This is a genomic window from Lentibacillus kapialis, assembly GCF_014646635.1.
Lineage (GTDB): Bacteria > Bacillota > Bacilli > Bacillales > Amphibacillaceae > Lentibacillus > Lentibacillus kapialis.
Map to the genome: position 1 here is coordinate 1 of NZ_BMNQ01000070.1, position 15,680 is coordinate 15,680.

General features: G+C 41.4%; 17 protein-coding genes. 10 read left to right on the top strand and 7 right to left on the bottom strand.

Annotated elements, in window-relative coordinates; translation table 11 throughout:
* The first annotated feature begins 123 nt into the window (after window positions 1-123).
* The 5 genes from IEW67_RS16055 (at window position 124) to nhaC (ending at window position 7,463) form a co-directional block, all read left to right on the top strand.
* Entirely contained in the window at window positions 124-1,695 is a 1,572-nt protein-coding gene (locus tag IEW67_RS16055) for a DUF6792 domain-containing protein (protein WP_308430746.1), read from the top strand.
* Window position 1,696: 1 nt separating this feature from the next.
* A complete protein-coding gene (locus tag IEW67_RS16060; protein WP_188634089.1) occupies window positions 1,697-2,032 on the top strand; it encodes a coiled-coil domain-containing protein in 336 nt (111 codons plus the stop codon).
* Window positions 2,033-2,589: 557 nt separating this feature from the next.
* A complete protein-coding gene (locus IEW67_RS16065) occupies window positions 2,590-4,626 on the top strand; it encodes a sigma-54 interaction domain-containing protein (RefSeq protein ID WP_188634090.1) in 2,037 nt (678 codons plus the stop codon).
* Between the two features lie 199 nt (window positions 4,627-4,825).
* Window positions 4,826-5,977: a beta-aspartyl-peptidase gene (iadA, locus tag IEW67_RS16070; protein ID WP_188634091.1), complete on the top strand. Its 1,152-nt coding sequence runs from the start codon at window positions 4,826-4,828 to the stop codon at window positions 5,975-5,977.
* 34 nt (window positions 5,978-6,011) lie between these two features.
* Window positions 6,012-7,463, top strand: coding sequence for a Na+/H+ antiporter NhaC (gene nhaC, locus IEW67_RS16075; protein WP_188634092.1), 1,452 nt, complete (start codon window positions 6,012-6,014; stop codon window positions 7,461-7,463).
* 163 nt (window positions 7,464-7,626) lie between these two features.
* Here the strand turns inward: nhaC and IEW67_RS16080 are convergent, their stop codons facing one another.
* From IEW67_RS16080 to IEW67_RS16090, 3 genes are all read right to left on the bottom strand, one after another.
* On the bottom strand, window positions 7,627-7,983 hold the full coding sequence (locus tag IEW67_RS16080; RefSeq protein WP_188634093.1) for a SpoIIAA family protein: 357 nt from the start codon (window positions 7,981-7,983) through the stop codon (window positions 7,627-7,629).
* A 117-nt stretch (window positions 7,984-8,100) separates the two neighbouring features.
* Window positions 8,101-9,495 (bottom strand): amidase, encoded by a 1,395-nt coding sequence (locus IEW67_RS16085; protein WP_229671901.1) that lies wholly within the window; start codon window positions 9,493-9,495, stop codon window positions 8,101-8,103.
* A gap of 21 nt (window positions 9,496-9,516) precedes the next feature.
* Entirely contained in the window at window positions 9,517-10,035 is a 519-nt protein-coding gene (locus IEW67_RS16090; RefSeq protein ID WP_188634094.1) for an FAD dependent oxidoreductase family protein, read from the bottom strand.
* Window positions 10,036-10,148: 113 nt separating this feature from the next.
* Here IEW67_RS16090 and IEW67_RS16095 point away from each other — a divergent pair, with 113 nt between their 5' ends.
* Complete coding sequence (locus IEW67_RS16095) at window positions 10,149-10,571, top strand: DUF6036 family nucleotidyltransferase (protein WP_188634095.1); 423 nt, start codon at window positions 10,149-10,151, stop codon at window positions 10,569-10,571.
* 40 nt (window positions 10,572-10,611) lie between these two features.
* Complete coding sequence (locus IEW67_RS16100) at window positions 10,612-10,971, top strand: hypothetical protein (RefSeq protein ID WP_188634096.1); 360 nt, start codon at window positions 10,612-10,614, stop codon at window positions 10,969-10,971.
* A gap of 207 nt (window positions 10,972-11,178) precedes the next feature.
* Here the strand turns inward: IEW67_RS16100 and IEW67_RS16105 are convergent, their stop codons facing one another.
* The gene (locus IEW67_RS16105; protein WP_188634097.1) at window positions 11,179-11,466 is read right to left on the bottom strand and encodes a DNA-binding protein; all 288 of its coding nucleotides are present in this window, start codon (window positions 11,464-11,466) and stop codon (window positions 11,179-11,181) included.
* A 164-nt stretch (window positions 11,467-11,630) separates the two neighbouring features.
* On the opposite strand from IEW67_RS16105, the gene IEW67_RS16110 reads away from it, so the two are divergent.
* A complete protein-coding gene (locus IEW67_RS16110; RefSeq protein WP_188634098.1) occupies window positions 11,631-13,310 on the top strand; it encodes a hypothetical protein in 1,680 nt (559 codons plus the stop codon).
* Between the two features lie 166 nt (window positions 13,311-13,476).
* Here IEW67_RS16110 and IEW67_RS16115 read toward each other — a convergent pair whose 3' ends face one another.
* Window positions 13,477-13,626: a hypothetical protein gene (locus tag IEW67_RS16115; protein ID WP_188634099.1), complete on the bottom strand. Its 150-nt coding sequence runs from the start codon at window positions 13,624-13,626 to the stop codon at window positions 13,477-13,479.
* Window positions 13,627-13,629: 3 nt separating this feature from the next.
* On the opposite strand from IEW67_RS16115, the gene IEW67_RS18510 reads away from it, so the two are divergent.
* Window positions 13,630-13,758, top strand: a complete 129-nt coding sequence (locus IEW67_RS18510) for a hypothetical protein (RefSeq protein WP_373288576.1) — start codon at window positions 13,630-13,632, stop codon at window positions 13,756-13,758.
* A 368-nt stretch (window positions 13,759-14,126) separates the two neighbouring features.
* Here IEW67_RS18510 and IEW67_RS16125 read toward each other — a convergent pair whose 3' ends face one another.
* Together IEW67_RS16125 and IEW67_RS16130 are read right to left on the bottom strand one after the other, a co-directional pair.
* Window positions 14,127-14,381, bottom strand: a complete 255-nt coding sequence (locus IEW67_RS16125) for a helix-turn-helix domain-containing protein (RefSeq protein ID WP_188634101.1) — start codon at window positions 14,379-14,381, stop codon at window positions 14,127-14,129.
* Between the two features lie 5 nt (window positions 14,382-14,386).
* On the bottom strand, window positions 14,387-14,845 hold the full coding sequence (locus IEW67_RS16130; protein ID WP_188634102.1) for a hypothetical protein: 459 nt from the start codon (window positions 14,843-14,845) through the stop codon (window positions 14,387-14,389).
* A 214-nt stretch (window positions 14,846-15,059) separates the two neighbouring features.
* On the opposite strand from IEW67_RS16130, the gene IEW67_RS16135 reads away from it, so the two are divergent.
* On the top strand, window positions 15,060-15,680 hold a 621-nt coding region (locus IEW67_RS16135), incomplete at its 3' end, for an IS110 family RNA-guided transposase (RefSeq protein ID WP_188634103.1).

A 15,680-nucleotide genomic window follows, 5' to 3' on the forward strand; every position in this document is an offset into this window, starting at 1 on the left:
AAAGCTATCTTTCGATATACTTTGAGACATGGTAGGGTTTCTCCTCTCTTTTTTTCTGTCCAATTTTGAGGATACCCTACCTCTTTTTTTGTCTCAAAGAATCTACACAAACTATTTTACGTCATCGATTGGGATTATAACCTGAAATCTATGTTTGCAGGAAAGGATTATACACAGGCCAAGTCCTCGTTTATTTTTACAGAAGAAGTTGTCAATAAGATTGATAACAGTGAGAATTTGGAAGTAATAGGACTCTCCCATTCGTTGGCACATAATAATAATACAACTGCATATTTGACATATGACACCTTTGATAAAATCTATAGTGTAAATGGTGCTCAAACAAATTATTATCAATTATTTTATGCGGATAAAGAATTTAGAAAGGCTGTAAGAGAAAGATTCAATATCCCGATTTCAAATCCTGCTTTAATTTACGACATTAGTCCTAAACAGATTGAAGAATTCGCAAAAAACTTCTACAAAGACAAATCCCAAAACATCCACCAAATCATTTCTGAAGATGACCCGCTTTATGCGGTGAGTGGTGTACGCGGGTTTTTCACGCTTGGGGATGTGGAAATGGTAGACACGAATACAGATTATCCAGGCCTCCGTTCCATCATGGAGGGTATTCCGGATGATGCTGTGAAAGATCTACAGGAGCTTGCTATCCAATATACGACTGCCTCCAATCGTGGTGGAACGGATGCTGCAATACAGGAAATATTAGGTGTGGACATGGAGCTGGTCAATCAAATTGATGGGGTTTGGAGTGCGGCAGGGGTATACACTACAAATCAGTCTGAAATTGATGAGATGATCGGGGACGTAAATGATAAACTACCCCGACTCCAATCACAAATCAGAACGGTCACGACAAATGCTGATGTGATTTTCCAGCGGTTTGTTGATGCCGGATATATTAGTGTTGATCAGAAGCAGCTGATTGTCACCGAACTAACGACTATTCAATCGGAATTGGACGGGGTGCAGGAATCCATTTCAAGATTGGTGGACATTCGCGATATGCACAATTTGTCTTCACAGTTTGGTGGGGATCTCGGTACATACTTGAACATCAAGAATCGCGTTGAGGAAATCCAGGAAAGTCTTGATAAACTAAACACTGAGGAATTTCGTACCCTTTTGCAGACAATTGGCAGCGGTCATGATATCACAGGTATATTGGAATCGATGAATAAAGGGAATAAATCCTACTTGGGTACAGATATGGTTCTCACGGCAACCAAAGGAAAAGAGGAAATCCAGGTCAATATATCAGCCACTCTGCGCATGTATGAAGAAGGAAGGGGGTTATTGGAAGATAAAGCGACAGAGATTAAACGGCTGGAGGCTGCCATTGACCGGGAAATCATGCAATGCTACAAGGCGGAACAAAAAAAGGTTATGACTAAAATCTATGAAATAGAATCAAGCCCCGACACGTATACCCACCTTCTCAGAAAACATGTCTATTTTGCCAGATTGGATAAGTCGATCACAGGCATCAACGTTCATGAAGAATTTTTTCCGTTCAATCAGTCTAATATTGATGACAAGATTAGCCTTTTAAATGAAAGTGTGGAAAAAGGCCATACTTATCTCGAAAACTATCGATCGGCCATTGAGAATTTGTTTGACGAGGAAGAAAATATTGCAGCCTTATTTGATGTGGCGATGGAGGGTTCTTAAATTGCAAGGAAATGATCATTCTATTACGGTAACTGAACAGCTGTTGGATAGTGAGGATTTTTCCGGTAAGAAAGGAATTCTTAAACGACATACTGAGAAGATTAATGAATGTGATATGGATTTTTTCAAGCGCGTTGATTCCATTATTGTTAACGAGGATCAAAAAGGGAAAATCATTGATTCGATGCTGGACGAAACGAAAAAATTAAAGCGTCAAAATCTGGATTTAATAGAGGATGTGAACCAGCAAATCAATAAAACAGTAGCAAAATTGAATGAGCAAGCAGAGGAGATGAAGACACAGCGGATGACCATCAGATACCGGGATAATATTTAATGATCATTCAAAGCAGCTCTGTTTAAGAGTGCCGACAAATTCAATAAAAAGCATTCCTGTATATAAAAGCAACACCAAAAAAACTCGAGCAAGAACGATAAGTGAATTATATGAACAAAGATATAGGGTTAAAAACCACTGATTCATTACTTGTATTAAGTGGTTTTTTTCTGATGTCTGCCTGTTCTGGGAAGAATGTACTAAATGGTTGTGTTATTCTTCTGCCTTTACTAATGTATAACCATTAATAAACTTTTTATTAGAGGTTGTTCAAAAAGTCCGGTAAAAATGATACTTCGAATTTCTTCGTTGGCTTGTTTCTCCGCTCCTTGGAAAAGAACACCACTTTTCCTACGTGCGATGCAGATTCATGGAAGCATTACTTATGCTCATGTATCTAAAGGTATACATTCCGCTGCTCGAAACTGCGCCGTCTCGAACTTCTTGGTCCTTTTTATCCTCCTTTTTGACACGCACTTTTAGGTGATTTTTTCTTAAATAGCGATTGAAGATTTCATAAGAACTTTCTATATTCAACGGATTTGGAGTGAACGCGGATGAAACGTCCTGTTATTCTCATTTTGACAAAAGAAATCGGACTTTATAACACGTTTCGCGATAACATTAGAGACATTTTTGGGAGTTATATTCAGTTGCGCAGCAATCACTTTCCACCGGTTGATCTTGGGGGTCTGGATTTGATTTTATCATCGGGGACGGACAATCTCCACGAGGATATTGTGGAGACGTCTGAGGTAACGGCGCCTCTTTTAATTGCGAATCGATCCATTGATTTTAACAGGCTGGAGATGCTGTTTGAATTGTCTGAGGGGACGCGTTGTCTACTGGTCAGCAATGCCATGGATGTCGCCTATGAATCGATTGCGATGCTGGAACGGTTGGGATTCGATTATTTGCGCTTCACTCCTTACTCTCCTGATATGATAGAACTGCCGGACATGAATGACATTGATGTAGCGATTACGCATGGTTTGGTCGATTTAGTTCCGGAAAATATGGACCGTGTGATTGATTTAGGCAATCGGAGTTTGGATTTAAGCACATTGTTCGAAATAGCAAAAGTCCTTGGCCAAACGCTCCATCAAGCTAATCACATGACCATGGATTATGTGCGGAATTTTGTCCGGATTGGACGTGAACTCGTCACGGCTTCGCAAAATGAACACGATATGAATACTTATTTGGAGGCTATATTGGATGCAGTGCAGGAAGGGGTTATTTTTGTTAACCAGGAAGGAGAAATCACGCTTTTCAACCAGGAGGCCAGCGCAATCTTAGGGATCGATGCTCAAGCGGCATTGGGTGAATCCTGGACCGAAGTGGTGAGTGCTTTCCCGATTAAACAGGCCATACAAGCAGAGGAATCCGTACCCCGGCAAACGTTCAAGGTGCAGGGGCTGCATTTAGTCACGAAGATGAATCCGCTCCGATTGAACGGGACATTTTCCGGTATCATTGTAACGTTCCAGGATGTTACCCATGTGCAGCAGCTGGAGCAGGAAATTCGCAGGAAAAAGACAGAAGCCGGCCTGACGACGAAGTATACGTTTGCTGATAACGCCGGAGATAGCAACCTGATGGCTCAGACAAGGCAAACAGCAAAAAAATTGGCCCGTAGCGCGTATACAGTATTTATTAAGGGGGAAAGCGGAACCGGAAAAGAAATTTTTGCGCAAGCCATTCATGAGCATTCGTTCAGGTGTCGCGGCCCTTTTGTGGCTGTGAACTTTGCAGGGATCACGCAATCCCTTGCTGAGAGTGAACTGTTCGGCTATGCAGAAGGTGCCTTTACAGGTGCCATACGAGGTGGTAAACCCGGGTTGTTTGAGTTGGCGCAAAACGGAACTATTTTTCTGGATGAGATTGGCGATGCCCCGTTGAATATTCAGGCTGCGATTCTGCGGGTGCTGCAGGAAAAAGAGGTGATGCGTGTGGGTGGAAACACGATTGTACCCACAAATGTACGCGTCATTGCTGCTACGAACAAAAATCTGGAGCATATGATCACAGAGGGAACATTTCGTGAGGATTTGTTTTACCGTTTGAACCAATTGCCACTGGAAATTCCACCGTTACGGGACCGGACAGAAGATATTTCGGCGTTAATCGATTATTTTTTAGAACAAAAACGCATACAGATGACGTTTCCTCCTGACGTGATTGAAACACTGTCGGCCTATCATTGGCCAGGCAATGTCAGGGAGTTAGAAGGTCTCATTACATATCTTTCAGTCATTGTCGATGGACCCGGCCCAACGCTGGATGACCTCCCTGGCTATATTAAGGAAGAAAACGTCAGCAGTGCGGAATTGAACAGGATTGTAAACTTATTGGAAAACACCGGCGATAAACCCGTGTTCAAAGAGATTTTACAATGCTTGGTGCTGAACCAAAACACGGATAGAGGCATTGGGCGTCATACACTCAAATCTATGATGACAACCCCCATTTCAGAAGGTCAGTTGCGTACAAAGCTTGACACCTTGAAGCGCTGCGCCTGCATTCAGATTGGGATAAAAAAACAAGGCACCAAAATTACCCGGCAAGGTAGACACATTTTGGAACGACTGTAATATTTAGGGCGTTATTTAGGGTGGTCAATAACCTAAATAACGCCCTAAATATGATGATTTATTTTACATACACCTTGATAATGGACATGGAAACATGGCATAATTTTTGCATGTCATTTTACAAGAAAATTGATGTGGACATTTTAAGTTAAATTTTCTCAATATAACTAATGTTCATTAATTGGAGGTTATTAACAACATGATTACCATGATCAAAAACGGCGAGGTCTATGCACCTGAGCCACTGGGGAAAACGTCGATTTTACTCGTCGATCAAAAAATCGCCAAGATAGGAGAAATCAATGAGCAAGCTGTCTTAAATATGGGGGTCGATTGTGACGTTATCGATGCAGAAGGGGCCATTGTTGTTCCGGGTTTTATTGATCCGCATGTTCACTTGACGGGCGGTGGAGGAGAAGGCGGTTTTGCAACGCGCACACCGGAAATTCAGCTTAGCGACATGATCAAATCGGGCATTACGACCGTTGTTGGTCTTTTAGGTACGGACGGTACGACCCGGCATGTGACGTCTCTGTTAGCCAAAGCCAGGGGGCTGGAAGAGGAAGGGATGACCACCTATATCTACACCGGAAATTATGGGGTCCCGACGCCGACGATTACAGCACATGTGAAAGATGACGTCATTCTGATCGATAAGGTTATCGGCACTGGTGAAATAGCACTATCTGATTCGAGGTCCGGTCAGCCTTCATTGCATGAATTAGCCAAGTTAGTCGGTGATACCCGCGTCGGTGGGATGTTAAGTGGGAAGGCGGGGATCACTCATTTTCACACCGGTCCCGGGAAAGAATACTTATCCCTTCTGCATCAGTTGTTAGCCGATTACGAGATTCCCGCTTCCCAGCTTTATGTAACGCACATTAGTCGCAGCCGGGGATTGTTTGAAGATGCCATGGCACTCGCCCACAAAGGAGCGTACGTTGACATTACTGCGGCCGGCGACACCGGCGAATGGATCACATACTACAAAGAAAACGGCGGTGACATGTCGCAATTGACCCTATCATCGGATGGAAATGGCAGTTTACCTCAATTTGATAAATACGGCAATTTGGCCGGATTTGGTGTTGCAAGTACGCGAACGTTGTATCAGCAGGTAGCTGAAGCTGTGAAGGAACAGGGATTGCCATTGGAGGACGTTTTGCGGCTCGTGACAACCAATACAGCAACGGCATTAAAGCTTTCGAAAAAAGGCAGAATTCAGGAAGCAACTGATGCAGATGTTCTCATTCTGGATAAAGAAGCACTATCGATTCAGCATGTGTTTGCTAAAGGGCGTCACATGATGAATGATCAGCAACTGCTCGTAAAAGGCACATTTGAAAGTTAAGCAGCCACATTTTTCAAAAACGGGAGGAAAAACGATGAAAAGACAGCCGAACTTATTTGAAGCATTTTCACCGATTGTTGTCATGCTGTTTTTGTTAGCCATTGGTTACGGCGTATATGGCTTTGAACCTGAACCTTTACTGATTTTGGCTTCTGTTTATGCCGGAATAATTGCCCTTCGCCTGGGATTAACATGGGACGACATGATGGAAGGGATCCAGGAAAAAATTAAACAAGCCATGCCGGCCATCCTAATTCTGATATCTATCGGAATTCTGATCGGAACCTGGATGATTTCCGGGACCATTCCTATGATGATCTATTATGGATTGAAAATGATCGAACCTTCCTTTATCGTGCTGATTGCCTTTGTTGTATCGGCGATTATATCCATTGTGACGGGGACCTCGTGGGGATCAGCAGGAACGGTCGGCGTTGCGTTAATGGGGATTGCAACTGGACTTGGTGCCAGCTTACCAGCGACGGCAGGAGCTATCGTAGCGGGTGCCTACTTTGGGGATAAACTGTCACCACTTTCGGATACGACCAACCTTGCGCCCGTTGCAGCCGGCAGCGAGTTGTACGAACATATCCGGCACATGCTTTGGACGACTATTCCCGCAGCTATTGTAAGCATTATCGTTTATTTATTTGTCGGCTTTAATTTGTCCGGCGATAACATCTCCACACCTGAGACGATGAATGTGATGTTACAGACACTCACTGAAATGTTCGATTGGGGTATTTTACTGCTGCTTCCCCCGGCCATTATTTTGTATAGCTCGATTCGCAAAAAGCCGACATTGCCAACCATTATTCTGTCCTCAATAGTGGCTGCTGTATTGGCCAAATTTATCCAAGGCTTTAGCTTGGTTGATATTTTTGCCTCTGCTGTTTCCGGATTTGATGTATCCATGGTCAACCGTGCAGGCTTTGATACCGGCAGTGTTGCTGGCGAAGTGACCAGGCTTGTGAATCAAGGTGGCATGCAGTCCATGACAGGTGTGGTTCTAATTGCTTTTAGTGCCTTTGTTTTTGCAGGCATTATAACGAAATCCGGTTCTCTGGAGATTATCATTCAAAATCTTATGAAAATCGTCAAGCGAACAGGCGACTTCATACTGGCAACCGTGCTCTCCTGTATCACGATGGCACTTGTTACTGGGAATTCTTATCTTTCTATCATTGTACCCGGGGAAATTTATAAAGATTCTTATAGGAAAAACAATTTACATGCCAAAAATCTCTCCCGAACCTTGGAGGACTCCGGTACGGTTGTTGTACCCATCATTCCGTGGTCCTCTGCAGGTGTATTCATGGCAGGTACACTCGGAGTTCCGACTTTAAGCTATGCTCCATGGGCTATTCTATGTTATATAGGTTTTATTTTTGCAATCATCCTGGGCTACACCGGCCTCGGTATAACTAAAATTACTGAAACCAGTAGTGGTAGTGGAAACACTTCAGAAGATGAGAGTGTTATGTGACGGAGGTTTGGTGGGTGCCTGTGGTTTGGTGGGTGCCTGTCACTTCCCGGTTTTTGTCATGTTATGTCGAAAAAAGATTACTGGTTTGGTGGTGGCGGTGTACAGGGGGATATACGCATTGTCCTACCTAAAATCAGGACGGGACAATGCGTATATTCTTTTCTTATCCTCTGCGAAGCCATTCTCTTGCTGCTTCCAGTTCTTCCAGTGGATATTGGTGTATTTCTACACCCGGTATCATTTTTTCAATATTTTCGTTAAGGCCCACAAACGTTTCATCTGCGACAATAGCGCTTTTCTTTATGCTCTTCAGGTGGGTAACAATTTTCCAGCCTTTCAACATTGCCTTTGGCGTGTTGCCATCAATGTTTTTGAAAATAAACAAAATGTTGAGAGGTTCCTCTTGAAGCTTTTTGGCCTTTAAAGCCCCCTCGAATTTTTGTAAGTCATCCTGTGTCGCTGTCCCCTCCGTTGTCACCTCCAAAATTTCACCCTTTTTTCCACCTTTTATGTCAAGCATCAACTCATCCTTTCATGTTCATCTTTTTATATAGTATTTCACCCTGAATGCGAAATGAAACATCGAAAGTGGGTGCCTGTCGTGATGAAGTATTGGCTGGATCAGCGGTTCCCGGTTTCATAAGTTTAGTGCCTGTTCCAAAGCATATCCCAATTGATATATTTTTGCCTCGTTGAACTCTTTTCCAATTAACTGCGCACCTATTGGCATGCCATCAGTGGAAAAGCCACATGGCATTGTCAAACTCGGAAAGCCATTAAGGTCAGTTGGAGAGGTGAGTTTAGTGATTGTCCAGCGAATATGGTTATTATCATTCATTTCCCCATTAAGATAACGACCGTTAATTTTTGGTGGCATAATTGACATTGTTGGCGTCAGGATAGCATCTACATTTTCTAAAGCTTGATTAAATATTACTTTAGATAGTTTGCGAACCCTTATGGCGCGGGCGTAATCATGTCCTTTATCTTCCAAGGCTGTGTATAAACGTTCTTTTAACTCATCATCCCAAGCATTGGGAAAGTTATTAAGATTCTCTTCATGCACAGCAAATGCATCATTTCTTAGAATGACTTTATGAGCTTTTGTGATAGTTTCCATATCAGGTAATTCAACAGACTTTACGTTTACACCTAATTCCCTATATTTGTCTATTGTGCTGTCCATAACCTTTTCAATCTCTTTGTCTAAGCCCTCAAAATAAAACTGTTTTGGAACCCCTATCGAAAAGTCATTTACATCTTCACCTATAAATCTAGAGAAGTCTTCTTGCTCCCGCGGAACGGCATCCAAATCTTGATTATCATATCCTGACAGCACATTTAATAAGTAAGCATTGTCTTTAATTCTTCGTGTCATAGGTCCAACGTGATCAAGATGCCAGGATAGCGGGTATACTCCCTGTTTACTGATGGTTCCATAAGTTGGTTTCATACCGACGATGCCACAAAATGCGGAAGGAATTCGAACTGATCCTCCTGTGTCTGTTCCAAGTGCTCCGTAACACAATCCGGCTGAAACTGCTGCTCCAGAGCCGCTGCTTGAACCACCAGTCATTTTATCAGTATTATAGGGATTTCTTGCGGGGCCGAAATAGGATCTGTCTCCTGTCGGTCCGTAGGCAAATTGGTGGGTATTCAACTTGCCGATAATGATGGCGCCAGCTTCTTCTAATTTTTTGACAACGGTAGAATTTTTTTCTGGTATATAATCTTTATAAATGTCTGACCCCATGGTCGTTTTAATCCCTTTTGTTTCAATAATATCTTTCAATCCAATCGGCACTCCGTGAAGAGGCCCTCTAATTGTTCCCGCTGCTAGCTCTTCATCCATTTTTTTAGCTGTTTCCAGGGCATTTGTATTCACAGTTATAAATGAATTAAGCTTTTTATCAACTGTTTCAATTTTTTCAAATAATTCCTTTACTACATTTAAGACAGATACATGTCTATTCTTTATATCCTCTGCCATTTCCAGTAAATTTTTTGTGTGGTTGTGTTCTTTATTATCCACTTAGTTATCCCTCCGTTCGATTCAATAGTCGTTAATATAATTCACAATGATGTCGCCAATTTCGATTGAGGCGGTTGCTGCAGGAGAGGGAGCATTTAGTACATGGATGGCATGCTTGTTCTTAATGATTGCAAAATCATCCAATAAATCACCATTACTATCAAGCGCTTGGGCGCGTACACCCGATTCTGCCGGAACTAGATCATCCGTTTTAATATCTGGGATAAAACGTTGCACATCTCTTACAAAACTGCTTTTATTGTAAGAACGATATATTTCCTTAGCACCTTCGTACATATTTTTACCGGCTATTTTCCAAAAACCAGAGAATGTCAGCGTTTCCAAAGTATCCTTCCATAGAAAATTACCTTTTTTGTAACCCTCTCTTTTAAAACTTAATACAGCGTTCGGACCTACCAGTACTCTACCGTCTATTAATCGTGTGAAATGTACGCCTAAAAAGCGACTGAATATCGACAAACGATGTATTTCTTTGTTATCAGAATCATGATGAATGATATACTTTTTGATAACAGTCACCTCTCTATATGAAACATTCCTCTTTTATCAAAATTCGATACCATTTGTTTATTTCCTGCTTTTTCGGTTGTGCCTGTCTGTCGTTCCCGAGTTTAACGGCATAGGATTTAGCATTGCATGATGTTGAATTTCGTCCGACAAATGATATTGATGTAGAAATTATAGCTGCCCAAAACATGGATGTATTTTTAGAAGGATTACGAGAAGCGAATATCCAAACTGTTGGTGGTGTAATGGAAGTTCCACCAATCGAGGATTTAACTTCTAAAGACAATTTATTGAAACTGGGAGATCAAGGTTTTACTAATATTAGTGTTTTTGTCCCTTCACTTGAAGTACTTGCATGTTGTAAAATTTTTTCAAAGAGACAAAAAGATTTGAATGATTTAATAGATACTGATTTATTGTTAACATGTAATAAGAAAGAGTTAACCAAGTTGATTGATGAATACAACAAACCGCATACACTTAACATAAATGACCCAGACATAAATATACATCAATTAGATAACATTTTTCTCGAAAAGGGTATATAATAAAGTGTAGGTATAAATGATAATGAGGGAGGTGACCATCATGATGAAAAACACAGAGTTTTTAAACTTTGAAGATTATTATAAAAGGTTGGAAAAACAAACCGAGTATCTATCTCATGGTGGAACAGATTACCGCCTTAAAACGGCGGAATTATCACTCCTGATTGCCAATAAAGTGAAACATGTTTCTCCTTTTCTGTATCCTGAACAGACAAAAAATCTTGTTTTACAATTTATGTCAAATATTGATGATGAACGACTGTACGATGTAACAAAAATGCTTTACGTAAATGCAAAAGAATTAGAAAAAAACGTAACAAAGTCTGGTGTTTTAAAAGCATCAGTGGATGAAAGAATGAAAAATAAAAAACCGATCAGATTGGTGAAAACGAAACGTTAACAAGTGTCAGGGTTTTTCTAAAACTGGTCGGCCTTCTATTCCCCCCCCTGAATTTAATGCGCCGACCCCCCCTTGAGAAAAATGTGACTATTGCATGTATGGATTATACCACTAAGAGCCACTTGCTTGAACTGACATACGAACCTTTGTGTCCTGAAACTTTTCGTTGTTTTTGGCATATCGGATTGGATAAAATAACTTCTCTTATCATACTTCAAAATCTTCTATGAAACGATTGATGTCAAAGTTCTTCATCTTTTGTTTACAGCAAAATTTGTATTTTTTGCCGCTGCCACAAGTGCATTCACTATACGGGTCAGCTGGTTCGAGCTTGTTTTTTACTGCTTTTTTCAAATCGGTCAGATCTTCATCTATTTCAATTCCAACAATATACGTTAAATCATAGAAGTCACAGACTGCGGTCATCTTTTCAATTTTACTTTCCGAATTGGTTTTAATAATGACAGGACGCTCTTTTGTACCTAATTGGGCCATAGAGATTTCCCCTTTCTATTTAATTTATCTCATTTTATGATACATCAATATTCAGATTTTTGGTAGACTAATTGTGACATTAGTGAAAATTTAAACGGAAAAACATCTCGTAAATCGGAGGGGCTTTTGATAGATTTGAAAGATAGAAAGGAGAAGTGGATATAATGGAAAAGCTAAGCTATAAGGCATTTATGAATGATGTGCGGCAGCGACTGGCTTATTGTTCAGAAGAGGAACTCCGACATCTGATAATGGAATGGGCAGCTGCAGAACTTCCGGATAAGCGGCTGGATTTTTTGAACAAATTGAAACCGGACAGTCAGGAGGCAATGCCTGAAACAGATGCCGATGCGCTGATGGATGACATTGAAGTTTTTGCCCGTAATGTGGAAGATGGTGCCTATGTTGACGGGTACGGATGGGATGACAATTATATGGAGGAGCGCGATTTTGGTGATGAAAGCTGGGCCTGGGAAATGGATGACTTTTTTGTTGAGGCCAGACATCTGCTAAAAGAAAGCCATCATGAGGCTGCAGAAAAAGCGTACAGGAAATTGTTTGCCGTATTGGAAATGGGAGAGGAGCCAGGGCATCTTCCGGGAGATGTGTTCATTGAAAATATGCTGGAAATTGATCTTCAAGAACATGTCGCGCTTTTTCTCAGGTCGGTTTACATAAATGCCAAATCGGGGGAAAGAGTTAATCTGTTATATGAAGCCATGAAGGAATTCAGCTATTTAACCTCACCAAACGTTAAACTGACAGACATAAACGATTCATTGGATGCTTCGTTACCGGATTTTCATGATTTTTTGACAGGCTGGATTGAATTTTTAAAAGAAAAGCCTATTCCCCATGTCAATGCGTTACTCCGGGAAGCTGTTTTTCTTAAGGGAGGCATCCCGGCCATAGCGGAATTTGCGCGAGGTTACGCGAACAAGTTTCCGGAAGCATATATGGATTGGATTGCAGCTTTGGAAAAGGAAGGTGATCGTGAATCAATCTTGCAAGTTGTTACAGAGGGATTGGACAACATTCCGGGTACCTTTACAGTCAGGGCGAACATTGCCGAAAAGATGACAGAAATTGGCAATGTTCGCCGCGATAACAGGATGGCATTAAAAGGTCTTAGGGAAAGTTTTCATTCCAATCCTTCCATGAACTATTTGTTGGATTTGTATATGTTGGCTGAAGAAGAAAATTGCTTGGATGACGTCAGGGATGAAGCGGAAAAAAGAATGAACGACTTAAGGAACGCGGGAAGTGCGACACGTGGATTCACAGACAGGCGGCATGCAGCAATCGATGAAGGGGATTACATTCATGCGCTTATCTTAGGGGGCAGATATGAGACAGTATTTGAAATGTGTCAGGGAAAAGGCGCCCTGGGATGGAGCTTCAGTGATCACCCTAAACCGGTTATGCTCACCTTTTTGATGGATGTATTATCCAAGGGTGACGACTATTCACATGTTCGTAACGATCAGTGGCGATATGCCATATCCCGGATGTCTTTTGGCACACCAGATATCGATATGGCTAAATATCATCACATCATCAATCGGGTTAAAGACAATGTCCGTTTGACAGACGAACAGGAAGAATTCTACTTGACATGGTGCCAAAATGAAACGGGGCGCAGGATTGATGCCATCGTAAGCAATAAGTACCGAGGAAGTTATGATAAAGCGGCAAAAGTGCTTGTTGCGATGGCTGAAACACTGGCTGATCGGGGAAGTGAACAGGATGGCCACGCTTTTGTTGAGACACATCGCAGCAAATATTCAAGATATTCGGCTTTCAGAAGAGAAATAGCTAAAGCACTGCAAAATTCCGGGTTGTAGTGTGGGTGGCATGCTGGAATGTTATATGTTTTCGGGTGCCTGTCACTTCCCGGTTTTTGTCATATTATGTCGAAAAAAGACTACTGGTTTGGTGGTGGCGGTGGACAAGGGGATATACTTATTGTCCCGCCTAAACTCAGGACGGGACAATAAGTATGTTCTTTTCTTACGCTTTGCGAAGCCATTCTCTTGCTGCTTCCAGTTCTTCCAGTGGATACTGGTGTATTTCCACACCCGGTATCATTTTTTCAATATATTTTCGTTCCAACGCTTGACGCACAAACAGCAAGCCGTTTTGGCCTACAAATATGTTCATAACTTGCCCAACCAGGCTATAGCCGGAAAGCTTCATGTGTCTCCGCAACGTATTTCCCAAATGCATCAGAGAGCGCTTAAGCAAATCAAACAATCTCTTGAAAAGAATCCGGATTATAATAATAACACCTGAAGCAACTATTCAACAGCTGCAGCCCAAAATCCAAAAATCACTGTATTGTCGAGAGGACGACCTGATGGCCTTCATTCGGGCCCGGATGCCAGAGCATATGACCGTTAAATCACTTAATCAACCTATGCTGTCAAAGAAGCCGCACGGGAAACCATTTGTGCGGACATGTGATGGAAATTAGTACGGAAGAATCTATTTGAGGATGCCCTGAAGGCTCAAAAAAACGGGTGCGCGATTGTGTGGCATATATGGGCCTTTCCAGCCATTTTTCAGCATACGAAAAGGCCCATATGAAATTATCGAGCCTTTTCGCTTATTGAATGATAATTATGGTTTAATCGTATAGTCTTGATCATCTTGTTTTTGTCCTATAATAACGAAAGAAATCTGCAGCGTATCCGCGATTTTCTGTAGCGTTGTTGCGTTGGCGACATTTTTCCTGCTTCTATTCGCGCAATGGTGGACTTAGCGACACTTATTTCGTCAGCGAGATCCTGTTGGCTCATTTGACAATCATGACGTCCTTTAATCATTTGAGCGCGTAAGGTAGCTCGTTGTTCCAAGTGCTTCATTTCATCTTTTCCTATAGTTTTGGTCAACCATCTTCTAAAATTATCCTGCATTTTCATCACTCCTTCCAATACGGATAAAACGATGGATCTACGAGACAAAAATTTCTATATGCCTTTTCGGCTTTTTCAATATCGCTGGTTATAATGTCACCATTATATTGTTTATTAAAGTAGTGCAACAATACAACGCGGTGATAATTATGAATCGTATAGAGAACACGATGATTGCCGGTTATACCAAACTGACGCCCCCAGCGATATAATGGCTCTATTGTGTTGTTTCGAAAAATTTCTTTGACAACAGGAGGTGTTGCATCATGATAAGCAATATTAAGGTATTCGGGATAAGGATATTTGCTGAGCAGTAATTTGTCTTCATAATACTGTTCTGCAAGTTTAAGCCATATACCGCCACGTCCTATCCTGGCTTCTTGCTCATATTGCCTAATTATTCTGGATTCAAAATCAGCTACAGTTCCATCTTTTTCTGCCAGTACGATTTGATATCCATCCATAGTATAGCTCGTTCATATATGGTGAATGATGTAATTAACAATACAACCAGGTCGAAAGCTTTTTGGTGGATCTTCGATGAAGATACCCTGAATAAGAAACTGGTTTGTGACAGTATAGAAGTACCATTTACTGTGCCGGAAGCACGTATACAAAAATTTTAAATTATACCTACTGTCATGTGTATTGTTAATTTATTTCTGAGGTGGTTTTCCAATGGAAGCAATGATTAAAAGGTGTGCAGGCCTAGATGTACATCAGGAAACTGTCGTCGCTTGTGTATTATATGGCCCTTTAGAGAAAAAGCCGAAAAAATCCATTGAGTCGTTTTCAACTGCGACAGATGGCTTACTTGAATTAAACGATTGGCTGTCGTCTTTTCAAGTAACGGATGTGGTGATGGAAAGTACAGGTGTTTATTGGAAACCAGTGTGGAATATACTGGAGAGTCAGTTTCAACTGGTGCTTGCAAATGCAAAGCACGTAAAAAATGTTCCCGGACGAAAAACGGATGTAAAAGATGCTGAATGGCTTGCCAAGCTACTGCGAAGTGGCCTAATTGAAGGTAATTTTGTGCCACCGGAAGATATTCGCAATTTACGCGATCTAACCCGGTATCGGAAAAAACTTATTAACCAACGTACTGCTGAGCAAAACCGTATTCACAAAATCCTTCAGGACGCAAATATCAAGCTTACGTCCGTTCTTTCCCAAATATTTGGTGCATCCGGACGTCGTATTCTGGAAGCTATTATAGATGGTGAAAAAATTGAGGTGAAGGATCTTCAACAAATGGTACATTGGAGAACCAAGGCAAGCATTTCAGATATTGCAAAG